Origin of the sequence: uncultured Streptococcus sp., from assembly GCF_963518475.1 — a bacterium.
GTDB lineage: Bacteria > Bacillota > Bacilli > Lactobacillales > Streptococcaceae > Streptococcus.
On the sequence record NZ_CAUQJA010000001.1, the window covers coordinates 105,720 to 119,809 of the forward strand.

The 14,090-nt window shown below is 40.6% G+C and carries 17 protein-coding genes; 14 read left to right on the forward strand and 3 right to left on the reverse strand.

What is annotated here, in order from left to right:
• Positions 1-47 precede the first annotated feature (47 nt).
• The 5 genes from hrcA (at position 48) to dnaJ (ending at position 6,001) form a co-directional block, all read left to right on the forward strand.
• A complete protein-coding gene (gene hrcA / locus RYK12_RS00515) occupies positions 48-1,082 on the forward strand; it encodes a heat-inducible transcriptional repressor HrcA (RefSeq protein ID WP_000255759.1) in 1,035 nt (344 codons plus the stop codon).
• A 26-nt stretch (positions 1,083-1,108) separates the two neighbouring features.
• A complete protein-coding gene (gene grpE, locus RYK12_RS00520; RefSeq protein WP_261186180.1) occupies positions 1,109-1,633 on the forward strand; it encodes a nucleotide exchange factor GrpE in 525 nt (174 codons plus the stop codon).
• Between the two features lie 250 nt (positions 1,634-1,883).
• Positions 1,884-3,707 carry a molecular chaperone DnaK gene (dnaK, locus tag RYK12_RS00525; protein WP_000034667.1) on the forward strand — a complete coding sequence of 608 codons (1,824 nt, stop codon included), beginning with the start codon at positions 1,884-1,886 and terminating at the stop codon, positions 3,705-3,707.
• Between the two features lie 215 nt (positions 3,708-3,922).
• A complete protein-coding gene (locus RYK12_RS00530; RefSeq protein WP_314846403.1) occupies positions 3,923-4,555 on the forward strand; it encodes a DJ-1/PfpI family protein in 633 nt (210 codons plus the stop codon).
• Positions 4,556-4,864: 309 nt separating this feature from the next.
• Complete coding sequence (gene dnaJ / locus RYK12_RS00535) at positions 4,865-6,001, forward strand: molecular chaperone DnaJ (RefSeq protein ID WP_001066308.1); 1,137 nt, start codon at positions 4,865-4,867, stop codon at positions 5,999-6,001.
• A 25-nt stretch (positions 6,002-6,026) separates the two neighbouring features.
• Here dnaJ and RYK12_RS00540 read toward each other — a convergent pair whose 3' ends face one another.
• On the reverse strand, positions 6,027-6,314 hold the full coding sequence (locus tag RYK12_RS00540) for a hypothetical protein (RefSeq protein WP_049495002.1): 288 nt from the start codon (positions 6,312-6,314) through the stop codon (positions 6,027-6,029).
• Positions 6,315-6,323: 9 nt separating this feature from the next.
• Positions 6,324-6,734, reverse strand: a complete 411-nt coding sequence (locus RYK12_RS00545) for an HIT family protein (RefSeq protein ID WP_001278317.1) — start codon at positions 6,732-6,734, stop codon at positions 6,324-6,326.
• A gap of 67 nt (positions 6,735-6,801) precedes the next feature.
• On the opposite strand from RYK12_RS00545, the gene RYK12_RS00550 reads away from it, so the two are divergent.
• Together RYK12_RS00550 and RYK12_RS00555 are read left to right on the forward strand one after the other, a co-directional pair.
• Complete coding sequence (locus RYK12_RS00550; RefSeq protein ID WP_023943392.1) at positions 6,802-7,533, forward strand: ABC transporter ATP-binding protein; 732 nt, start codon at positions 6,802-6,804, stop codon at positions 7,531-7,533.
• Positions 7,530-8,579, forward strand: a complete 1,050-nt coding sequence (locus RYK12_RS00555) for an ABC transporter permease (protein WP_314846405.1) — start codon at positions 7,530-7,532, stop codon at positions 8,577-8,579. Before RYK12_RS00550 ends, RYK12_RS00555 begins: the two co-directional genes overlap by 4 nt.
• Before the next feature lie 61 nt (positions 8,580-8,640).
• Here the strand turns inward: RYK12_RS00555 and RYK12_RS00560 are convergent, their stop codons facing one another.
• The gene (locus tag RYK12_RS00560; RefSeq protein WP_061438728.1) at positions 8,641-8,970 is read right to left on the reverse strand and encodes a hypothetical protein; all 330 of its coding nucleotides are present in this window, start codon (positions 8,968-8,970) and stop codon (positions 8,641-8,643) included.
• 295 nt (positions 8,971-9,265) lie between these two features.
• Here RYK12_RS00560 and RYK12_RS00565 point away from each other — a divergent pair, with 295 nt between their 5' ends.
• The 7 genes from RYK12_RS00565 (at position 9,266) to RYK12_RS00595 (ending at position 13,998) form a co-directional block, all read left to right on the forward strand.
• Positions 9,266-10,003: a LytTR family DNA-binding domain-containing protein gene (locus RYK12_RS00565; protein ID WP_033687351.1), complete on the forward strand. Its 738-nt coding sequence runs from the start codon at positions 9,266-9,268 to the stop codon at positions 10,001-10,003.
• Positions 10,004-10,016: 13 nt separating this feature from the next.
• Positions 10,017-11,366: a sensor histidine kinase gene (locus RYK12_RS00570; RefSeq protein WP_314846407.1), complete on the forward strand. Its 1,350-nt coding sequence runs from the start codon at positions 10,017-10,019 to the stop codon at positions 11,364-11,366.
• Between the two features lie 68 nt (positions 11,367-11,434).
• Positions 11,435-11,791, forward strand: a complete 357-nt coding sequence (locus RYK12_RS00575; protein ID WP_080550772.1) for a hypothetical protein — start codon at positions 11,435-11,437, stop codon at positions 11,789-11,791.
• Between the two features lie 289 nt (positions 11,792-12,080).
• Entirely contained in the window at positions 12,081-12,200 is a 120-nt protein-coding gene (locus RYK12_RS00580; RefSeq protein WP_120719202.1) for a PncF family bacteriocin immunity protein, read from the forward strand.
• Positions 12,201-12,651: 451 nt separating this feature from the next.
• A complete protein-coding gene (locus RYK12_RS00585) occupies positions 12,652-13,056 on the forward strand; it encodes an immunity protein (RefSeq protein ID WP_314846411.1) in 405 nt (134 codons plus the stop codon).
• A gap of 57 nt (positions 13,057-13,113) precedes the next feature.
• Positions 13,114-13,362 carry an immunity protein BlpZ gene (gene blpZ / locus RYK12_RS00590; RefSeq protein WP_261089980.1) on the forward strand — a complete coding sequence of 83 codons (249 nt, stop codon included), beginning with the start codon at positions 13,114-13,116 and terminating at the stop codon, positions 13,360-13,362.
• Between the two features lie 30 nt (positions 13,363-13,392).
• Positions 13,393-13,998 (forward strand): type II CAAX endopeptidase family protein, encoded by a 606-nt coding sequence (locus tag RYK12_RS00595; RefSeq protein WP_314846412.1) that lies wholly within the window; start codon positions 13,393-13,395, stop codon positions 13,996-13,998.
• Positions 13,999-14,090: the final 92 nt, after the last annotated feature.

A 14,090-nucleotide genomic window follows, 5' to 3' on the forward strand; every position in this document is an offset into this window, starting at 1 on the left:
CTTGAGTGTATCGAGTGCTAATCGATCAGACAGAGAGGAGTGATGAGGTGGTTACAGAGCGTCAGCAGGATATTTTAAATCTGATTATTGACATCTTTACCAAAACGCACGAACCTGTCGGATCCAAAGCCTTGCAAGAGTCTATTAACTCTAGCAGTGCAACCATTCGTAATGACATGGCGGCTCTAGAAAAGCAAGGTTTGCTTGAGAAGGCTCATACTTCAAGTGGTCGGATGCCAAGTGTTGCTGGTTTTCAGTACTATGTGAAACACTCACTGGACTTTGATCGACTAGCTGAAAATGAGGTATATGAGATTGTCAAAGCCTTTGATCAGGAATTCTTCAAGCTAGAGGATATTCTGCAAGAAGCTGCTAACCTGCTGACAGACTTGAGCGGCTGTACGGTAGTAGCACTGGATGTTGAGCCGAGCAGGCAACGTTTGACAGCCTTTGATATTGTTGTTTTGGGGCAACATACAGCCTTGGCAGTATTCACCCTAGACGAGTCTCGAACGGTTACCAGTCAGTTTCTGATTCCAAGGAACTTTTTGCAGGAGGATTTGCTGAAACTGAAGAGCATCATTCAGGAACGTTTCCTCGGGCACACCGTTCTAGATATTCACTACAAGATTCGGACGGAGATTCCGCAGATTATCCAGCGTTACTTTACAACAACGGATAATGTCATTGATCTCTTTGAACACATTTTTAAGGAAATGTTCAACGAAAACATTGTGGTGGCGGGGAAGGTCAATCTCTTGAATTTTGCCAATCTGGCAGCTTATCAGTTCTTTGACCAACCGCAAAAGGTGGCTCTGGAGATTCGTGAGGGGTTGCGTGAAGATCAGATGCAAAACGTCCGTGTTGCAGACAGTCAAGAATCTTGTTTAGCAGACCTAGCGGTGATTAGTAGTAAGTTCCTCATTCCTTATAGGGGAGTTGGAATTCTAGCCATTATCGGCCCCGTCAATCTGGATTATCAGCAACTAATTAACCAAGTCAATGTGGTCAACCGTGTTTTGACCATGAAGTTGACAGATTTTTACCGCTACCTCAGCAGTAATCATTACGAAGTACATTAAGATTGAAATCATTAAAGGAGGCGAAAATGGCCCAAGATATAAAAAATGAAGAAGTAGAAGAAGTCCAAGAAGAGGAAGTTGTGGAAACGGTAGAAGAAACAACTCCTGAGAAGTCTGAATTGGACTTGGCAAATGAACGTGCAGATGAGTTCGAAAATAAATACCTTCGCGCTCATGCAGAAATGCAAAACATTCAGCGCCGTGCCAACGAAGAGCGCCAACTCTTGCAACGCTATCGCAGCCAAGATTTGGCGAAAGCAATCTTGCCATCACTCGACAACCTCGAACGTGCCCTTGCCGTCGAAGGGTTGACAGATGATGTGAAGAAGGGCTTGGAAATGGTGCAAGAAAGCTTGATTCACGCTTTGAAAGAAGAAGGAATCGAAGAAATCGCAGCTGAAGGCGAATTTGACCATAACTACCATATGGCCATCCAAACTCTCCCAGCAGACGATGAACACCCAGCAGACACTATCGCCCAAGTCTTCCAAAAAGGCTACAAACTCCATGACCGCATCCTACGCCCAGCCATGGTAGTTGTTTACAACTAGGCAATAGAACCTAAAAAAACTTGTCCGAAACGACACTAAACTATGAAAGAAAGATAAAATATGTTTGACTTTGCAAGAGTGAGCGAAGCGAACCAAAGACGATACTCTTCGCCGTGGCGCTATTTGCGCAAACTTTGAGACCTTAGGCTCAAAGTTTAGTCAAAGAGATTGACGAAGTCAAGTTCTGACGGCGCTGCCACCTAAGAAGAGTATCAAAAAGAAAGAATATAAAATTTAAGGAGAAAAACACATGTCTAAAATTATCGGTATTGACTTAGGTACAACAAACTCAGCAGTTGCAGTTCTTGAAGGAACTGAAAGCAAAATCATCGCAAACCCAGAAGGAAACCGTACAACTCCATCTGTAGTATCATTCAAAAACGGCGAAATCATCGTTGGTGATGCTGCAAAACGTCAAGCAGTCACAAATCCAGATACAGTTATCTCTATCAAATCTAAGATGGGAACTTCTGAAAAAGTTTCTGCAAACGGAAAAGAATACACTCCACAAGAAATCTCAGCTATGATTCTTCAATACTTGAAAGGTTATGCTGAAGACTATCTTGGTGAAAAAGTAACTAAAGCAGTTATCACAGTTCCAGCTTACTTCAATGATGCTCAACGTCAAGCAACAAAAGACGCTGGTAAAATCGCTGGTCTTGAAGTAGAACGTATCGTCAACGAACCAACTGCAGCCGCTCTTGCTTACGGTTTGGACAAGACTGATAAAGAAGAAAAAATCTTGGTATTCGACCTTGGTGGTGGTACATTTGACGTCTCTATCCTTGAATTGGGTGACGGTGTCTTCGATGTATTGTCAACTGCAGGGGACAACAAACTTGGTGGTGACGACTTTGACCAAAAAATCATCGACCACTTGGTAGCAGAATTCAAGAAAGAAAACGGTATTGACTTGTCTACTGACAAGATGGCAATGCAACGTTTGAAAGATGCAGCTGAAAAAGCGAAGAAAGACCTTTCTGGTGTAACTTCAACTCAAATCAGCTTGCCATTTATCACTGCTGGTGAGGCTGGACCTCTTCACTTGGAAATGACTTTGACTCGTGCGAAATTTGACGATTTGACTCGTGACCTTGTAGAACGTACAAAAGTTCCAGTTCGTCAAGCCCTTTCAGATGCAGGTTTGAGCTTGTCAGAAATCGACGAAGTTATCCTTGTTGGTGGTTCAACTCGTATCCCAGCCGTTGTAGAAGCTGTTAAGGCTGAAACTGGTAAAGAACCAAACAAATCAGTAAACCCTGATGAAGTAGTTGCTATGGGTGCTGCCATCCAAGGTGGTGTGATCACTGGTGATGTGAAAGACGTTGTCCTTCTTGACGTAACACCATTGTCACTTGGTATCGAAACAATGGGTGGAGTCTTCACAAAACTCATCGACCGTAACACAACTATTCCAACATCTAAATCACAAGTCTTCTCAACTGCAGCAGACAACCAACCAGCCGTTGATATCCACGTTCTTCAAGGGGAACGCCCAATGGCAGCAGATAACAAGACTCTTGGACGTTTCCAATTGACAGATATCCCAGCTGCACCTCGTGGAATTCCTCAAATCGAAGTAACATTTGATATCGACAAGAACGGTATCGTGTCTGTTAAGGCCAAAGACCTTGGAACTCAAAAAGAACAAACAATTGTAATCCAATCTAACTCTGGTTTGACTGACGAAGAAATTGACCGCATGATGAAAGATGCAGAAGCAAATGCTGAAGCAGATAAGAAACGTAAAGAAGAAGTAGACCTTCGTAACGAAGTAGACCAAGCAATCTTTGCGACTGAAAAGACAATCAAGGAAACTGAAGGTAAAGGCTTCGATGCAGAACGTGATGCTGCCCAAGCTGCCCTTGATGACCTTAAGAAAGCTCAAGAAGACAACAACTTGGACGAAATGAAAGCAAAACTTGAAGCATTGAACGAAAAAGCTCAAGGACTTGCTGTTAAACTCTACGAACAAGCTGCAGCAGCACAACAAGCTCAAGCAGGAGCAGAAGGCGCACAAGCAACAGGAAACGCAGGCGATGACGTCGTAGACGGAGAGTTTACTGAAAAGTAAGATGCAAAGCCCGTTAAAACCTCACAGTGAAAATAGGAAATCTGACGCAGAAACTTTAGTTTCTAGGAAGATTTGTCTTTTTCACCAAGAGGTTAGGGCGTGCTCGATTTAGCATTACTAGTTTGATTTTTAAAACTCGAACGTCGTAATGATAAGAAGAAATCCAGAGGTTGCAACCCAGCCTCTGTTTTTCGATAAAATAGAGGATGTTGCTTATGAAAAAAGTACTTTGTGTCATTTATCCTAATTTTTCTCTTTATGAGATAGCCTCTTTAACAAGTACTTTAGCTCTGTCTTTTGACATCACGATTGATTATGTAGCTTCAGATCATTCGATGGTGGTCTCTGAGGATGGCTTGCCTTGTTTACCTACAAAAACATTGGATCAAGTACGTATAGAAGAGTATTCTTGTGTGATTTTGCCAGGAATGGTAAATATAGGGCCTGCTCTACAGGATGAGAAATTGATCTCGTTTTTGAGAAGCCTTAATGAGCAAGATATCCTAATTGCAGCCATTTCTTCAGCGCCCCTTTTATTGGCGAAAGCAGGCTTGTTGAACGAAACGAAATTTACAGGTGGAATTTGGCAAAACTTCTTTGACTATTTTGAATTTCTTCCACGTGAGAATTTCCAACCGAAAGTTCTTGTCCAAGATAAACAAATCATTACGGCTATCGGTTTTGCACATCAAGAGTTTGCAAGAAAAGTGATTTTCGGTTTAGGGTTGGCAGAGAATACGGACAACTATTTTAAAGAACAGAACGAGTATGCTGAAGAGGATTTGATATTTACTCTATCAGATGAAGAGTTTAATCAAGTAAAGCAAAGTATAGAAAACAGTCTCTAAAGATTTACATGAAAATTATAGAAAGGAACAAAGGTGTTCAGGGAATTGAACACGGGTTCCCAAATTTCTTACTCAATATAAAAGAAAGGAATTGAACCCGGCCTAAATCGAGGTTTGATTCAAAATATCAATAGAAAGGAACAAGGGTGTTCGTAACTGAACACGGGTTCCCAAATTTCTTATTCAATATAACAGAAAGGAATTGAACCCGACCTAAATTCTCGGAAAAAAGATAAATCTGTCTAGGAGCATCGCTCCAGCGTCAGATTTCCTATTTTTCAGTCGAATTTTACGGTCTTGGTATCTTGTATGAACAATACTGAATTTTATGATCGTCTGGGGGTGTCAAAAAACGCTTCGGCAGACGAGATCAAAAAGGCTTATCGTAAGCTTTCGAAAAAATATCACCCAGATATCAACAAGGAGCCTGGTGCTGAGGAAAAGTACAAGGAAGTTCAGGAAGCCTATGAGACTTTGAGTGACGACCAAAAACGTGCGGCCTATGACCAATATGGTGCGGCTGGAGCCAACGGTGGTTTTGGTGGAGCTGGTGGTTTCGGCGGTTTCGATGGGGCAGGAGGCTTCGGTGGTTTTGAGGATATTTTCTCAAGTTTCTTCGGCGGAGGCGGTGCTTCGCGCAATCCAAACGCTCCTCGCCAAGGGGATGACCTCCAATACCGTGTGAATTTGACCTTTGAAGAAGCTATTTTTGGAGCTGAAAAAGAGGTTAAGTACAATCGTGAAGCAAGCTGTAGTACATGTAATGGCTCAGGTGCTAAGCCAGGAACAAGTCCAGTTACTTGTGGACGCTGTCATGGCGCTGGTGTCATTAACGTCGATACACAAACTCCTCTTGGTATGATGCGTCGCCAAGTAACCTGTGATGTCTGTCACGGTCGCGGAAAAGAAATCAAAGATCCATGTACAACATGTCACGGAACAGGGCATGAAAAACAAGCGCATAGCGTACATGTGAAAATTCCTGCTGGTGTGGAAACTGGTCAACAAATTCGCCTAGCTGGTCAGGGTGAAGCTGGATTTAACGGTGGACCTTATGGTGACTTGTATGTAGTGGTTTCTGTGGAAGCCAGCGATAAGTTTGAACGTGAAGGAACGACTATCTTCTACAATCTCAACCTCAACTTTGTCCAAGCAGCTCTTGGTGACACAGTTGATATCCCAACTGTTCATGGTGATGTTGAATTGGTTATTCCAGAGGGAACTCAGACTGGTAAGAAATTCCGTTTACGTGGTAAGGGAGCTCCGAGCCTTCGTGGCGGTGCAGTTGGTGACCAATACGTTACCGTTAATGTCGTAACACCGACAGGCTTGAACGACCGCCAAAAAGCAGCCTTGAAAGAATTCGCAGCTGCTGGTGATTTAAAAGTCAATCCAAAGAAAAAAGGCTTTTTTGACCATATTAAAGATGCCTTTGAAGGAGAATAAAGCAAAAAGAGCCGTCGGGCTCTTTTTACTTATCTTCAGTTTCCTGTGTTTCTTTGATCACAGCTAGTCTAGTCTGGATATCCTTTTCCAAGACCTTAAACTTGTAAGTCAGGTCTTCTTGATATTCCTTGATGAGTTCTTTTTGCTGGTCGATGATTTGCAGGCTGTTTTGGATAATATCCACATCATCCTTGATAGCTTGAACGCGGTCAGTGGTATTCAAGACTTCATCTGTGATGGTTTGGCGATTTTTTGTGAGCAGATAACTTCCAGCTGCAGCTCCTGCAAATAGCAGTAGGTTGGATAATTTCATGGCAACTCCTTAGGCGTTTTTGATGGTTTCAGCGACTTGAGCAAGTTTGTCAAAGTCTGGTTCGTGGGCTATAAAATCAATCTTGAGGTCATCGTCCGCACTGTAGCGAGGCACGAGGTGAACGTGGGTATGAAAGACTGTTTGACCAGCGATTTCTTCACAGTTGGCAATGATATTCATGCCAGCAGCCTTGGTAGCTTTCATGACTTTTTGAGCTACTTTTGGTACTTGGGCAAAGAGTTGGCTGGCGCTAGTAGCATCCATTTCTAAAAGATTGCGATAGTGTTCCTTTGGCACGACCAAGGTGTGTCCTGGTGTCACTTGAGAGATATCAAGAAAGGCAAGAACCTGCTCATCTTCATATACTTTTGAAGCAGGAATTTCCCCTGCGATGATTTTACAAAAAATGCAATCTGACATAAAATCTACCTCTACTGTATTGAATTTTGATATAATATAGCTACATTATACCAGATTTGGAGAAAATATGTTAGAAATTAAAAACCTGACAGGTGGCTATGTTCATGTCCCTGTTTTGAAAGATGTGTCTTTTACCGTTGAAAGTGGACAGTTGGTCGGTTTGATTGGTCTCAATGGTGCTGGAAAATCGACGACAATCAATGAGATTATCGGTCTGTTGACACCTTATAGCGGTTCTATCAATATCAATGGCTTGACCCTGCAAGAAGATGCAACGAGCTACCGCAAGCAAATTGGCTACATTCCTGAGACACCTAGTCTGTATGAGGAATTGACCCTCAGAGAGCATATCGAAACGGTTGCTATGGCTTATGGTATTGAGCAGAAAGTGGCTTTTGAGCGAGTAGAGCCCTTGTTAAAAATGTTCCGTTTGGACCAGAAATTAGACTGGTTTCCTGTTCATTTTTCAAAAGGGATGAAGCAAAAGGTCATGATTATCTGTGCTTTTGTGGTGGATCCAAGTCTTTTCATTGTGGATGAGCCTTTCCTTGGTCTCGATCCGCTAGCTATTGCGGACTTGATTCAGCTTTTGGAAGTGGAAAAGCAAAAGGGTAAGTCCATACTCATGAGTACCCACGTGCTGGATTCGGCTGAGAAGATGTGTGATGCCTTTGTCATTCTTCACAAGGGAGAGGTGCGTGCCAAAGGCAATCTCCTACAACTGCGCGAAGCCTTTGATATGCCTGAGGCTAGTTTGAATGATATTTACTTGGCTCTGACCAAAGAGGAGGACCTATGAAAGACTTGTTTTTAAAGAGAAAGCAGGCTTTTCGTAAGGAGTGTCTTGGTTATCTGCGCTATGTTCTCAATGACCACTTTGTCTTGTTCCTGCTTGTCCTGCTGGGATTTCTAGCCTACCAGTACAGTCAACTCTTGCAACATTTTCCTGAAAATCATTGGCCTATCCTTTTGTTTGTAGGAATTACGTCTGTTTTACTTTTGCTTTGGGGAGGAATTGCCACCTATATGGAGGCTCCAGACAAGCTCTTTCTCTTGGTCGGAGAAGAGGAAATCAAACTCCATCTCAATCGTCAAACTGGCATTTCTCTAGCCTTTTGGCTCTTTGTCCAGACCCTTTTCTTGCTGTTATTTGCGCCCTTATTTTTAGCCATGGGTTATGGCTTACCTGTTTTTCTGGTCTATGTGCTTTTATTGGGGGTAGGAAAATATTTCCTCTTTCGTCAAAAGGCCAGCAAATTTTTCACGGAAACTGGACTGAACTGGGACTATGTCATTTCCCAAGAAAGTAAGCGTAAGCAAGTCTTGCTTCGTTTCTTTGCCCTCTTTACGCAGGTCAAGGGAATTTCAAACAGCGTCAAGCGTCGTGCTTATCTGGACTTTATCCTAAAGGCTGTTCAGAAGGTGCCTGGGAAGATTTGGCAAAATCTCTATCTGCGTTCTTATTTGCGAAATGGAGACCTCTTTGCTCTCAGTCTCCGTCTGCTCTTGCTTTCCATACTGGCGCAGGTTTTTATCGAGCAAGCTTGGATTGCGACAGCAGTGGTGGTTCTCTTTAACTACCTCTTGCTCTTCCAGTTGCTGGCCCTCTATCATGCCTTTGACTACCAGTATTTAACCCAACTCTTTCCACTGGACAAGGGGCAAAAGGAAAAAGGCTTACAGGCTGTAGTCCGAGGATTGACCAGTTTTGTTTTACTTGTGGAATTAGTTGTTGGGTTGATTACCTTCCAAGAAAAACTAGCACTTCTAGCCTTACTGGGAGCTGGTTTAGTTTTACTAGTCTTGTACTTACCTTATCAGGTAAAACGTCAGATGCAGGACTAACATTGCCTATATGACACTAAAAAAGAAGTTGAGTTCAGTTTGTCTCAACTTCTTTTATTTTCTACAAGATAATGGTTGGTCCGTAGAGACTCAACTTGGTCTTGACCTGGTCAAAGTGGAAGCGGTCATAGGCCCGCCAAGCGGCACGAGTTGGAGCATCTGGATCAAGAGCGCTGAGTCCCATGAGAAGACTGGAAGTCTGGTAAAATTTTTCCAGTTCAATCAAAACTCGATTATCCACTGTCTCAGCCTTGGCTAGAAAACTAAGAATAGAGTTTAATTGCTCCTGAAAGCGGACGTCGTCAGCGGTTGCCTGTTTGCATGCTTGGTAGGCTTTGTTTAAGTCAGTAATCAAAGTCTGAGCTCTTTTGATAGGGTCTGTATCTGTCATGAGAATTCCTCCTTTAATCTGGGTGCCAGTCTTGATTCTAGCAATTGTGTTTTGATACTGTCAGTTTATCACTTTTATCTCCTTTTTAGCCTTCAAATCTTTAATTGTTCTTGAAATTTCCTGAATGGTACTGTTAAGATTTTATGATAAAATAGTTGTAAGATTATCATGCTTATTTGAGGAACAAGATACCCTTCAGGAGCGTTGAAGGCCTGTTTAGGATTTGGTGGACTTGTATCATAGTATTTTTGCTATTCTCTTTTTAGGAAGAAATCGAAACAAGGAGAGTAAGAAGATGAGAATATTTGTTTTAGAAGATGATTTTTCCCAACAGACTAGGATTGAAACGACGATTAAGAAACTTTTGAAAGAACATCATATCATTCACAGCTCTTTTGAGGTCTTTGGCAAGCCAGACCAACTGCTGGCAGAGGTGCATGAGAAGGGGGCGCATCAGCTATTCTTTTTGGATATTGAGATTCGAAATGAGGAGATGAAAGGTCTAGAGGTGGCTAGAAAGATTCGGGATTGGGATCCGTATGCCTTGATTGTCTTTGTGACGACTCACTCGGAGTTTATGCCTCTGTCCTTTCGCTACCAAGTGTCAGCTTTGGACTACATTGATAAGACCTTGTCAGCAGAGGAGTTTGAATCTCGTATCGAGACAGCTCTCCTCTATGCCAATAGTCAAGACAGTAAAAGTCTGGCGGAAGATTGCTTTTACTTTAAATCAAAATTTGCTCAATTCCAGTATCCGTTTAAAGAGGTTTATTATCTCGAAACATCGCCCAGAGCCCATCGTGTTATTCTCTATACCAAGACAGACAGGTTGGAATTTACGGCGAGTTTAGAGGAGGTTTTCAAGCAGGAACCTCGTCTCTTGCAGTGCCATCGCTCTTTTCTGATTAATCCTGCCAATGTGGTGCGTTTGGATAAGAAAGAAAAACTTCTTTACTTTCCCAATGGTGGAAGTTGTATGATAGCGCGTTATAAGGTCAGGGAAGTGTCTGAGGCTATCAATGACTTACACTGAGCTAGGAGAGTTTATGAACATTGCTTGGATATTGTTGTATTTTCTTGTTATTAATGGACTAGAAATTGTCATTTTCTTTAAGGTAGATGGAATTGGTCTCACTTTTGAGAGGATTTTTAAAGCTTTTCTTTTGAAATTTCTTCTAGGGGCCATTTTTGCGACTTTTCAATTTTTGGATGTAAGTGAATATTTGTCCTATTTTATAGAACCTTTGTTCGGTATATGTCTATCTTTCTTACTGTTAAGAGGGCTTCCTAAAAAACTCCTTTTCTTTTATGGTCTCTTTCCAATTGTATTGATGGATCTCTTTTACAGAAGTGTTTCCTATTTTGTGTTTCCGTTTTTGGGGCAAGGGATTGTAGATGGAGATGGAAATCCTCTCTTTTTGTTGATTATGCTATTCGTTTGCTTCATAGTATTAGTCTTTTTGAAATGGTTGGACTATGATTTTACTAGATTGAGAAAGGAGTTTCTCGATAAAGGTTTTCAACAGTCCCTGACTAAGATTAACTGGATAATGGGGGCTTACTTTCTAGTCATGGAAAATCTGTCTTACTTTGAATATGCATACGATATCCAATCAAAGACTGTTCGCCATCTCATCCTAGTTTTTTACCTCCTCTTTTTTATGGGGATTGTCAAGAAATTGGATACCTATTTGAAGGAAAAACTCCATGAGAGATTGGACCAAGAGCAGGCCTTGCGCTACAGAGATATGGAACGCTATAGTCGGCATATAGAGGAACTTTACAAGGAAGTCCGGAGTTTTCGCCATGACTACACCAACCTCTTGACCAGCTTACGTCTGGGCATTGAAGAGGAGGATATGGAGCAGATAAAAGAGGTCTATGACTCGGTCTTAAAGGATTCTAGTGAAAAATTGCAGGACAATAAATATGACCTGGGCAGATTGGTGAATGTTCGAGACCGTGCCCTCAAAAGTCTTCTAGCAGGGAAATTTCTAAAAGCCAGAGATAAGAAGATTGTCTTTAATGTCGAAGTTCCTGAGGAGATTCAGGTAGAGGGGATGAGCTTGCTTGATTTTCTAACCATTGTGTCTATCCTTTGTGACAATGCTATTGAAGCTAGTGTAGAAGCCTGTCAACCTCATGTTTCAATCGCCTTTTTAAAAAATGGGGCACAGGAGACCTTTATCATCGAAAATTCCATCAAAGAAGAGGGCATCGATATTTCTGAAATCTTCTCCTTTGGAGCAAGTTCTAAAGGGGAGGAGAGAGGAGTTGGTCTCTATACCGTCATGAAAATTGTGGAAAGCCATCCTAATACCAGTCTAAATACCACCTGTCAAAATCAAGTCTTTCGTCAGGTTTTAACGATTCACTCGATGTCGGTTGATGATTAGAAGACTTGTGGAAAGAAGTACTGCCTGCAGTCATCGATTAAAATACTATAGTATATGAGGTGTTCTATATGAATAAGAAATCCTTTTTTATCATCTGTTCTACGTTGATTATAGCATCGAATCTTCTCATGATTTCGGTGGTGAACAAGGGAGAAGAAACAGGGAGCAACCTGTTTGTGATTGCTATAGCCTGTGTTATGTTACCATCATTCTTATATGCGGTTGAGAACCGAATGGCTTCTTTAATTCGGACAGAGTCAGTAGCTTTACTCTTATTAACAGTATTGTCTTTAGTCCGTCTTGTCAACAGAATAGAGAGGACGCCTGAAATTCTCAACATTATCATTACCCTCCTGGTTTTGGCAAGTGGGACAGCCTGTATCCTTGTTGCAATTATGAGAATATATGAGAACAGACGGAAGTGAGGGGAATGGTTTTCTATTTTGTATTTTCACATTGTCAAGTTCCCTTAGGGCAAGTATGTTTTTCATGCTTGCTTTTTAAATTTTTTACAATTCAAGATGTTTTGATGACCATTTATGATTTGGATGGAAAATTTTAAAAAATAGTAGTATACTAATCTTATTAAGGTTGTAATAGGACGAAAGTAAAAAGAGGTATTCCTCGTGAATGCAAAAACAATGTTACAATTGGCTATTATAGTTGCTTAAAGGCTTGAGCTTGTATGTAGAGGAGCTGTACTTGGAGGTAATTATGGATTTCAAAAGTTTTCTTATTGCTTTTGTTGTTAGTATGTTTGTTTCTTTTATTACTTCTTTAATTAGGAAAAAATTTTTAAAATCTCCAAAGAAGAATAAAGATAGATCTAATTAGATAAAGAGATTTTTTATCGCTAGTTTAATCTACAGGGGAGTTTCTTTAATATTGTTTCGCCTGTCAAAATGATATGTGATAGCAGGAAAAAAATCTAAAAATTAAGTTGGTATCAATATGGTGTAAAGGGCAAGTATGTTTTTCATGCTTGCTTTTTTAATTTTTTACAATTCAAGATGTTTTGATGACCATTTATGATTTGAGTGTTCCAAGGATAAAATGAGTGCTATACTAGCAGTGTAAAGGTTGAAGTTCAACTAAGATAAAGCATACATTTAGGAGGAAATTTTATGAAGAAAAAAATACTGATTATTTTCGTTCTATATCTGATCATGTCTATCCTTCTTTATCCGCTTAGGGAGAGTATTTGGTATCATCTATTTTATACCATAGCCTATATGATTGCGGTTGTGATCTATTTTGCTTTAACTAAAAAGAAAGGAGCAAAGAAATGAAAGCTTTTCTTGCTAAAAAACGGAACATCTTCCTTACGAGATTGTTCCTAGGTCAGTTGCCTTTACTTGTTTCTACTTATCTATTTCTATCTCGTCAGTTTTTAAATTTTTCCTTAATTTTTCAATTTCTTTTAGTGGTTATTAACTTGGCATCTATTTTGGTTACTGTTTACCTCACTAGGGAAATGAGGATAAGAGAATTTGAAGATGATGATTTGGTTAGTCCTAGAACCAATCAACTTATGTATATCGGCTTGATAGGTTTTATGTCTATTATTTGTTTGTATAGAGGTATCACAGCGGGAGAATCCTATCAACAATTAATTGCCTATATTGGCGCTATTCTCTGCTTTATCATCATGCTTCTGCTCATTTGGGGCTTGAAGTATTATAAAAAGTAGGGAAGAACTTTCTTCTTAATCTGCGACTAGTATATAGTCTGGCAAGAGGAGGTTATCATGTATAAACACTTATTTTTCCTAGATTCCAAAACCTTAGACTGGTTGACACCTTATATTCTGGTCTTGGCTTCTGACACCATTGCCTTTAATGTTTTTGTGTTAACCTTTGTATCTGCGGTGGTCTTTAATTCCCTAAATTCCATGCTAGCTTTAATGGCTATATTCTTAGGGGGTGGTTATGTGGTCGGATTTTGGTTACTCAAATGGTTTGTTTTGGAAAGGTTAGAGCTTAAGGATGACTTGTAGGGAAGTTTGTTTGTTGAGGAGGATAGTTTTATGGCCATTTTCAATAAGTGCCATGCCTTATTTTTGGGATTTTTAGTATTTGCAATCATTGGTACAGCGGGATATTCCGTCAATCAAGGGGATTATTTTCAACACCAGTACACATTCATTATTATAAAGAGTCTCTTGCTTTTCCTTAGTTTTGGCTATGCGAAATGGTTTGACATGATTTCTTTTGGGATGTTAAGCAGGAAACAACTCTTGCTGTTCATTGGAATTTTTCTTCTCACTGTGCTTGTAAGTATTAGCTATCATGCTTTTTTCTCAGTTGTTTCTGGTGCTTCGGATCAACACCTTGAGGAAGCTAGTAAAGGACTTTCGCTTTCCTTTATTGTTAGTGCTACAGTTTTGGCACCTATCCAGGAGGAATTCATGCTTAGAGGGCTTCTTCAAGGTGCAGTTTTTGATAATTCTTGGCTGGGGCTTGTACTGACTTCCTCTCTCTTTTCTTTCATGCATGAACCTTATGATATTCCTTCGTTTTGCTATTATCTTTTCGGGGGCTTGTTGCTGGGCTTTGCTTATAAAAAGAGCCAGAATTTGTGGGTTTCTACTCTAGTCCATATGTTTTACAACAGTTTACCACTTTTAACTTAAACTCAATGAAAATTAAAGAGCAAACTAGGAAACTAGCCGCAGGTTGCTCAAAAGAGTATTTTGAGGTTGTGGATAGAACTGACGAAGTCAGT